This window comes from Methyloversatilis discipulorum (assembly GCF_018780585.1).
Classification (GTDB): Bacteria; Pseudomonadota; Gammaproteobacteria; order Burkholderiales; family Rhodocyclaceae; genus Methyloversatilis; species Methyloversatilis discipulorum_B.
The window spans coordinates 1-8,664 of record NZ_JADMJL010000031.1 but is presented as its reverse complement, the minus strand read 5'-3'; the positions used below and the strand labels follow the sequence as shown (position 1 = coordinate 8,664).

General features: G+C 67.6%; 9 protein-coding genes. 8 read left to right on the top strand and 1 reads right to left on the bottom strand.

The annotated features are described in order from the left end of the window. Positions 1-147: 147 nt before the first annotated feature. Entirely contained in the window at positions 148-1,134 is a 987-nt protein-coding gene (locus tag IV112_RS14215; RefSeq protein WP_304004316.1) for a LysR family transcriptional regulator, read from the bottom strand. Positions 1,135-1,511: 377 nt separating this feature from the next. On the opposite strand from IV112_RS14215, the gene IV112_RS14210 reads away from it, so the two are divergent. The 8 genes from IV112_RS14210 to IV112_RS14175 form a co-directional block, all read left to right on the top strand. Further along, entirely contained in the window at positions 1,512-2,978 is a 1,467-nt protein-coding gene (locus IV112_RS14210; protein ID WP_304004314.1) for a form I ribulose bisphosphate carboxylase large subunit, read from the top strand. 135 nt (positions 2,979-3,113) lie between these two features. Then, a complete protein-coding gene (locus IV112_RS14205; RefSeq protein ID WP_304004312.1) occupies positions 3,114-3,533 on the top strand; it encodes a ribulose bisphosphate carboxylase small subunit in 420 nt (139 codons plus the stop codon). Positions 3,534-3,609: 76 nt separating this feature from the next. Further along, positions 3,610-4,539 (top strand): CbbX protein, encoded by a 930-nt coding sequence (gene cbbX / locus IV112_RS14200; protein WP_304004310.1) that lies wholly within the window; start codon positions 3,610-3,612, stop codon positions 4,537-4,539. Next, positions 4,529-5,296 (top strand): HAD-IA family hydrolase, encoded by a 768-nt coding sequence (locus IV112_RS14195; protein ID WP_304004308.1) that lies wholly within the window; start codon positions 4,529-4,531, stop codon positions 5,294-5,296. Before cbbX ends, IV112_RS14195 begins: the two co-directional genes overlap by 11 nt. Next, complete coding sequence (gene rpe, locus IV112_RS14190; protein ID WP_304004306.1) at positions 5,293-5,994, top strand: ribulose-phosphate 3-epimerase; 702 nt, start codon at positions 5,293-5,295, stop codon at positions 5,992-5,994. Before IV112_RS14195 ends, rpe begins: the two co-directional genes overlap by 4 nt. After that, a complete protein-coding gene (locus IV112_RS14185) occupies positions 5,987-6,706 on the top strand; it encodes an HAD-IA family hydrolase (protein ID WP_304004304.1) in 720 nt (239 codons plus the stop codon). Before rpe ends, IV112_RS14185 begins: the two co-directional genes overlap by 8 nt. A gap of 85 nt (positions 6,707-6,791) precedes the next feature. Next, the gene (locus tag IV112_RS14180) at positions 6,792-7,865 is read left to right on the top strand and encodes a class 1 fructose-bisphosphatase (RefSeq protein ID WP_304004302.1); all 1,074 of its coding nucleotides are present in this window, start codon (positions 6,792-6,794) and stop codon (positions 7,863-7,865) included. Between the two features lie 36 nt (positions 7,866-7,901). Further along, a partial coding sequence (locus tag IV112_RS14175) for a phosphoribulokinase (protein ID WP_304004300.1) occupies positions 7,902-8,664 on the top strand: 763 nt, incomplete at its 3' end.

The following is an 8,664-nucleotide window of genomic DNA, read 5'->3' as shown; positions in this document are numbered from 1 at the left end:
AGCTATTCCTACGCTTGCCAGGGCAGAACATACAAGCGAGCTTGCTCGCGATTACGGCCTGAAACGAAGTCTGCGGCGAGCCAAAGCCGCATCGCGAGCAAGCTCGCTCCCACACAAGCACTTCCGGCTTGCGGCGACGGACGCGCCCTAGCCGGACAGGGGCGGAAGATCGGCCCCGGTGCCGGCCGCACACACCTGCATCGCCAGTCCCGGTGCGCGGCTGAGCTGATCCTGCACGTGCTGCTGGCCGTGATCGATCAGGAAACGTTCGAATTCCTCGCCGATGCGGGTGAGCTGGCGCGACGCCAGCCTGATCACATACCACTCCCGCTCGATCGGATTGCCGGCCACCGGCAGCAGCGCCAGTTCGCCGGACTCGAGCTCGTGCCGGCAGATGTGCTGCGACATGAAGGCGAGGCCGAAACCGGCGGCGCACATCTGCTTGATCGCCTCGTTGCTCGACAGCTCGGAACCGATGCGCAGCGACAGGTCCGCCTCGCGGAACAGCTGTTCCAGCGTGGTGCGGGTGCCGGAGCCGCGTTCGCGCACCAGCAGGTCCTCCTTCGCCAAGTCACGCAGCACCAGCCGCTTGCGCGCCATCAGCGGATGCGTCGGTGCGGCGACGAAGGCCATGGTGTGACGGGCAAAGGGCGTGGCCACCGTCTTCAGATCTTTCGGCGGCCGGCCCATGATGACCAGATCCACCTCCTGCGTAGTCAGCAGGCGCACGATCTCGTCGCGGTTGCCCACCTTGAGCTTCACCTCGACATTCGGCTGTTCGCGTGCGAACACCACCAGCATGCGCGGCACCAGATACTCGGCGGTGGTGACCACGCCGATGCGCAGCCGGCGCGACACGACGCCGCGATAGGCGGCCATTTCGTCGCCCACTTCGCGCCACAGGTCGAGAATGCGCGCCGCGTAATCGGCCATCAGCTCGCCGGCGCCGGTCAGGCGGATGCCGCGGCCCTCGCGTTCCAGCAGCGGCGTGCCGGCGGATTCTTCCAGCAGCTTGAGCTGTATCGAAACCGCCGGCTGGGTCAGGTGGATTTCACTGGCCGCGCGCGACACGCTGCCCAGACGGGCGACCGCGTGCAGCGCTGAGAGCTGGCGTAGCGTGGCGTTCTTGAGCATGGGCAATCTCCTGCGGGCCGGAAAGGGACACCCGGACCATTACAAGTTGCGCGCCAGCCTGGTCACGAGGCCGCGGGAACGCGCCTCATGAATGCCAAGTCATTGATAAACAAAAGCTGATGTATGCAGTGACGCGCCGCCGCAGCGCTCCCGCCCGACAGCGCGCATTGCAGCCGGAGCGCCGCACCGCAAGCGGCGCTTGCAGCGCGCACGACCGATGCGGCAACGCAGCATCCACTGCGGCACCCCCACCGAACATAAGCCTAACTTAATCGAACAAGGAAAAAAACAAACTTTTCTTATCCATGGTGCTTCCCCAGACTGGATTCAAAGCCGGGCTCCCACCGGCCAACGACCGCATCCAACAGGAGGAAGACATGGGCGACATGAACACGCCGCAGCAGATCACCGACGCCAAGAAGCGCTACTCGGCCGGCGTCCTGAAATACGCGCAGATGGGCTACTGGGACGGCGACTACGTGCCGAAGGACACCGACATCCTGGCGCTGTTCCGCATCACGCCACAGGAAGGCGTGGACCCGATCGAGGCTGCCGCCGCGGTGGCCGGCGAGTCGAGCACCGCCACGTGGACCGTGGTGTGGACCGACCGTCTGACCGCCTGCGACATGTATCGCGCCAAGGCTTACCGCGTCGATCCGGTGCCGAATACGCCGGGCCAGTATTTCTGCTACGTCGCCTACGACCTGTCGCTGTTCGAGGAAGGCTCGATCGCCAACGTGACCGCCTCCATCATCGGCAACGTGTTCTCGTTCAAGCCGCTGAAGGCGGCCCGCCTCGAGGACATGAAATTCCCGGTGTCCTACGTGAAGACCTTCGCCGGCCCGCCGACCGGCATCGTGGTCGAGCGCGAGCGCCTGGACAAGTTCGGCCGCCCGCTGCTGGGCGCCACGACCAAGCCCAAGCTGGGTCTCAGCGGCCGCAACTACGGTCGCGTGGTCTACGAAGGCCTGAAGGGCGGCCTCGATTTCATGAAGGACGACGAGAACATCAACTCGCAGCCTTTCATGCACTGGCGCGACCGCTTCCTGTTCGTGATGGACGCGGTGAACAAGGCCTCGGCCGCCACCGGCGAGGTGAAGGGCAGCTACCTCAACGTCACCGCCGGCACGATGGAAGAGATGTACCGCCGCGCCGAATTCGCGAAGGAACTGGGCTCGGTCATCATCATGATCGACCTCGTGGTGGGCTGGACCGCCATCCAGTCGATGTCGAACTGGTGCCGCCAGAACGACATGGTGCTGCACATGCACCGCGCCGGTCACGGCACCTATACGCGGCAGAAGAACCACGGCGTGAGCTTCCGCGTGATCGCCAAGTGGCTGCGCCTGGCCGGCGTCGACCACCTGCACACCGGCACCGCCGTCGGCAAGCTGGAAGGCGACCCGCTCACCGTGCAGGGCTACTACAACGTGTGCCGCGACACCCACACGAAGGTCGACCTGCCGCGCGGCATCTTCTTCGATCAGGACTGGGGCGCGCTGCGCAAGGTGATGCCGGTGGCGTCCGGCGGCATCCACGCCGGCCAGATGCACCAGCTGCTGGACCTGTTCGGCGATGACGTCGTGCTGCAGTTCGGCGGCGGCACCATCGGCCATCCGCAGGGCATCCAGGCCGGCGCCACCGCCAACCGCGTGGCGCTGGAAGCGATGGTGCTGGCGCGCAACGAAGGCCGCGACATCAAGGCCGAAGGCCCGCAGATCCTGCGCGACGCCGCCAAGTGGTGCACGCCGCTGGCGGCCGCCCTCGATACCTGGGGCGACATCACCTTCAACTACACCTCGACCGACACCTCGGACTTCGTGCCGACGCCGTCCGTCGTCTGATCCGCCCTCCGCTGTGGGAGCGGGCTTGCTCGCGATGGCTGCCTCGAACTGGCACCGGCGGATGCATGCCGGCCGCATCGCGCGCAGCGCCCGCTCCCGCCGGGGCAACACGTCACCGCATTCAGGAGAACCACCATGCGCATCACCCAAGGCACCTTTTCCTACCTGCCCGACCTGACCGACGCGCAGATCCGCGCCCAGGTCGAGTACTGCCTGGCCAATGGCTGGGCGATCGGCATCGAGTACACCGACGATCCGCACCCGCGCAACACCTTCTGGGACATGTTCGGCAATCCCATGTTCGACGTGCATGACGCGGCCGCGATCATGATGGAGGTGAAGGCCTGCCGCGACACCTTCCCGCAGCGCTACATCCGCGTCACCGCCTTCGACTCGACGCACGGCACCGAATCGGTCGTGCTGTCCTTCATCGTCAATCGCCCGGACGCCGAGCCGGGCTTCCGCCTCATCCGTACCGAAGAACCGGGCCGCACCGTGCGCTACTCGATCGAGAGCTACGCCGTGCAGGCACACCCGGAAGGCGCGCGCTACTGAGCCCCGACCGCGCCCGGTGCGGCCCTGCGCCCGCCCGGGCCGGTTCTTCGTTCTGATCAGTTGAGAGGCAGACACCATGGACACCGCCACCCTCGCCCCCGCCGGCGACGAGCTCGAAACGGCCAGCTCGCCGCGTTCGATGTTCGCCTCGTCCGGCGTGCAGGCGCTGCTCGAACAGCTCGACGCCGAGCTGGTCGGGCTGGCGCCGGTCAAGGGCCGCATCCGCGATATCGCGGCGCTGCTGCTGATCGACCGGCTGCGCGCGCAGCAGGGCCTGCAGTCGCAGCCGCCCTCGCTGCACATGTGTTTCACCGGCAATCCGGGCACCGGCAAGACCACGGTCGCGCTGCGCATGGCCGAGGTGCTGCGACAGCTCGGCTACGTGCGCAAGGGGCATCTGGTGGCGGTGACGCGCGACGACCTGGTCGGCCAGTTCATCGGCCACACCGCGCCGAAGACCAAGGAAGTGATCAAGAAGGCGATGGGCGGCGTGCTGTTCATCGACGAGGCCTACTACCTGTACCGGCCGGAGAACGAGCGCGACTACGGTCAGGAAGCGATCGAAATCCTGCTGCAGGTGATGGAGAACCACCGCGACGACCTGGTGGTGATCCTCGCCGGCTACCGCGACCGCATGGACACCTTCTTCTCCAGCAATCCCGGCATGGCCTCGCGCATCGCGCACCACATCGACTTCCCGGACTACAGCGAGGACGAGCTGATGCGCATCGCCGAGCTGATGCTGTCCGGCCTGAACTACCGCTTCGACGGCGAGGCGCACGAGGCCTTCGCGCGCTACGTGCGGCTGCGCCGCCAGCAGCCCCACTTCGCGAATGCGCGCTCGGTGCGCAACGCGCTCGACCGCATCCGCCTGCGCCACGCCACCCGGCTGTTCGACCTCGACGCGGCCCCGACGCGCGACGCGCTGTGCACGCTGGAAGCCGGCGACGTGCTGGCCAGCCGCGTGTTCGCCGCCAACGGAAAGGACGACCTCCATGCGTCTTGATGCCCTCATCTTCGACGTCGACGGAACGCTGGCCGACACCGAAGAAGCCCACCGCACCGCCTTCAACCTCGCCTTCGAACAGCTCGGTGTCGGCTGGAAGTGGTCGCGCACCGATTACCGCCGCCTGCTGTCGACCACCGGCGGCAAGGAACGCATCGCGCGCCACATCGCCTCGCTCGACCTGACCGACGGCGAGCGCGCCGAGCTCGTCGCGCGCATTCCGCAGATGCACGCGGCCAAGACCCGCTTCTACAGTTCGGTGGTGCGCGACGGCGCGGTGCCGCTGCGCCCGGGCATCGCACGGCTGCTCGACGAAGCGGCGGCTGCCGGCTGCCGGCTGGCCATCGCCAGCACCACCACCGCGGTGAACATCGACGCGCTGCTGCACGCCACGCTGGGGCCGCGCGCGCTCGACCTGTTCGGCGTCATCGCCTGCGGCGACCAGGTGGCCGCGAAGAAGCCGGCGCCCGACATCTACCTGCTGGCGCTGCAACACCTCGGCGTGCGCACCGACCACGCCATCGCCTTCGAGGACTCCGCCAACGGCCTGCGCGCCGCGACGGCGGCCGGTCTGTGGACCGTGGTCACGCCCACCTTCTGGACCGAGGATCACAACTTCGACGACGCCGGACTGCTGCTGCCGCAGCTGGGCGACCCGCAGGCGCCCCTGGCCGGCGAACCCGGCACGCGGCTGCGCGAACGCGCCTGGCTTACCTTCGGCGAACTGAACGGCCTGCGCGAAGGCGCCCTGTCATGAGCGGACTGCGCATCGCCCCCAGCCTGCTGTCGGCCGATTTCGCGCGGCTGGGCGAAGAGGTCACGGCCGTCATCGAAGCCGGTGCCGACCTCATCCATTTCGACGTGATGGACAACCACTACGTGCCCAACCTGACGGTCGGGCCGCTGGTCTGTCAGGCGATCCGTACTTATGCCACGGTGCCGATCGACGTACACCTGATGGTGAAGCCGGTCGATGCGCTGATCCCGATGTTCGCCAACGCCGGCGCCTCCATCATTTCCTTTCACCCGGAAGCGAGCGAGCACATCGACCGCACGCTGCAGCTCATCCGCAGCCACGGCGTGAAGGCCGGGCTGGTGCTGAACCCGGCGACGCCGCTCAACGTGCTCGACCACGTGCTGGAGCAGCTCGATCTGGTGCTGCTGATGTCGGTCAATCCGGGCTTCGGCGGCCAGCGCTTCATCGAGTCCGTACTGCCCAAGATCGAAGCGGTGCGCCGTCGCATCGACGCCAGCGGCCGCGAGATCTGGCTCGAGGTCGATGGCGGCGTCAATGCCGACAACGCCGACCGCGTGGCCGCCGCTGGCGCCGACACGCTGGTCGCCGGCTCCGCCGTGTTCACCGGCGGCCGCTATGCCGATTCCATCCGCACGCTGCGCGAACGCGCCCTCGCCGGCGGCGCGCAGATCTCCGCACACGAGTCCTCCCATGCCTGATCAGAACATCCCCGACCTGAGCCGCATTCACGCCATCGCCTTCGACCTCGACGGCACCCTGGTCGACAGTGCCGCCGACATCTGGCACGCGCTGAACTTCGGTCTGTCGCAGGCCGGCCTGCCCAATGTCGACCTCGTCACCGTACGCGGCTGGATAGGCGGCGGACCGGACAAGCTGATTTCGCGCGCAATCGACCACCTCGGCCTCGCACACAGCGACGGCACGCTGCACGCACGGCTGCGCGCCGACTTCGACCGCGCCACGCTGGAGGCGCCGCTCGATCACGGCATGGTCTATGACGGCATCGAGGAAATGGTCGAAGGCCTGTATGCGATCTGCCCGCTGGTGGTGGTGACCAACAAGCCGACGCCGCTGGCGCGCGCGGTGCTCGCCGCCGCCGGCCTGCTGCCTTTCATGTCTTCGGTCTACGGCGGCGACCGCAGCGAACTGCTCAAGCCCTCGCCGGCCATGCTCGACGCCGCTGCCGCACGTCTCGCGGTGAAACCGGCGCAGCTGCTGATGGTCGGCGACAGCTCGGCCGACCTGCTGGCCGCACAGGCCGCCGGCTGCCCGGTCGCGCTGGTCGGCTGGGGCTACGGCACGGCGGGCGGTCACCACGCCAGCGCACCCGGCGTCACCCCATGGCCTGTCGGCTCACCGTCGCAGCTGCTCGCGCAGATGAGCGCGCGCTTCGAGGAAGAGACCGAATAGCGCCCGATACGCACCCGGCATACCGGCGCAGCGCCGCACAGACGGCGCGCGCATCCACGCATTCACATCAAGGGAGGAGAGTCTCATGCCCACAGGCGGACGCACCACGCTGGTCCAGTACCTGATCGAAGAACGCCGCCGTCACCCGGAGGCGACCGGCGACCTCAACGCGCTCATCACCGACGTCGCGCTCGCCTGCAAGGCGATCTCGCGCAAGGTGGCCTTCGGCGGCCTGGCCGGCGTTCTTGGCTCGGCCGGCAGCGGCAATGTGCAGGGCGAGGAACAGAAGACGCTGGACGTGCTCAGCAACCAGATCTTCCTGCGCGCCAACGAATGGGGCGGCCACGTCGCCGCGATGGCATCGGAGGAGCTGGACGACATATCGCTGCCGCCGGGCCAGTACCCGCGGGGCAAGTACCTGCTCGCCTTCGATCCGCTGGACGGTTCGTCCAACATCGACGTGAACGTGTCGGTCGGCAGCATCTTCTCGATCACCCGTGCGCCCGACCCGGCGCGCGAGGCGACCGCCGCCGACTTCCTGCAGCCGGGCCGCGAACAGGTGTGCGCCGGCTACGCGATCTACGGCCCGTCCACCATGCTGGTGCTCACATTGGGCAGCGGCACGCACGCCTTCACGCTGGACCCGGTGCTCGGCGAATGGGTGCTCAGCCACCCGAACCTGTCGGTGCCGCGCAGCACGCGCGAGTTCGCGATCAACGCGTCAAACAGCCGCTTCTGGGAGCCGGCGGTGCGCCGTTACGTCGACGAATGCCTGGCCGGCCGCACCGGCCCGCGCGAGGCCGACTTCAACATGCGCTGGATCGCCTCGCTGGTGGCCGAGACGCACCGCATCCTGATGCGCGGCGGCGTCTTCCTGTACCCGAAAGACAACAAGGATCCGGCCAAGCCCGGCCGCCTGCGCCTGCTCTACGAAGCCAGCCCGATCGCCTTCCTGATCGAACAGGCCGGCGGCATGGCCAGCACCGGCCGCAGCCGGCTGATGGACGTGCAGCCGGACGCGCTGCACCAGCGCATCGGCTTCGTGTTCGGCTCGGCCGACGAGGTCGAGCGCATCGAGGCCTACCACCGCGAGCCGCCGGCCGACACCTTCCAGTCGCCGCTGTTCGGCAAGCGTGGCCTGTTCGCCGACGCGCTCTGAGTCCACCCGATTCCGCATCCTTCCGCGAGGTCTTCCATGTCCGCGAAACACCCCATCGTCGCCATCACCGGTTCGTCCGGTGCCGGCACCTCGTCGGTCACCCGCACCTTCGAGAACATCTTCCGCCGCGAGAACGTGTCGGCCGCCATCATCGAGGGCGACAGCTACCACCGCTACGACCGCGCCGAAATGAAGAAGGCCATGGCCGAGGCAGAGGCCGGCGGCCGTCCGCACTTCAGCCATTTCGGCGAGGACGCCAACCTGTTCACCGAGCTGGAGCAGCTGTTCCGCGACTACTCGGAAAGCGGCAGCGGCCGCAGCCGCAAATACCTGCACAACGACGAGGAAGCCGCGCCCTACCAGCAGCCGGCCGGCACCTTCACGCCGTGGGAGCCGCTGCCCGACAGCGAACTGCTGTTCTACGAGGGCCTGCACGGCGGCGTGAAGACAGAACATGTTGATGTATCCCGGTACGCCGATCTGCTGATCGGCGTGGTGCCTGTCATCAACCTCGAGTGGATCCAGAAGATCCACCGGGACCGCAGCACCCGCGGCTATTCCACCGAAGCCGTGACCGACGTCATCCTGCGCCGCATGCACGACTACGTGCATTACATCTGTCCGCAGTTCACGCGCACCCACATCAACTTCCAGCGCGTGCCGGTGGTGGATACCAGCGACCCCTTCATCGCGCGGACGATTCCGACCGCCGACGAAAGCCTGGTGGTGATCCGCTTCGCCAATCCGCGCGGCTTCGACTTCCCCTACCTGCTGAGCATGCTGCACGACTCCTTCATGT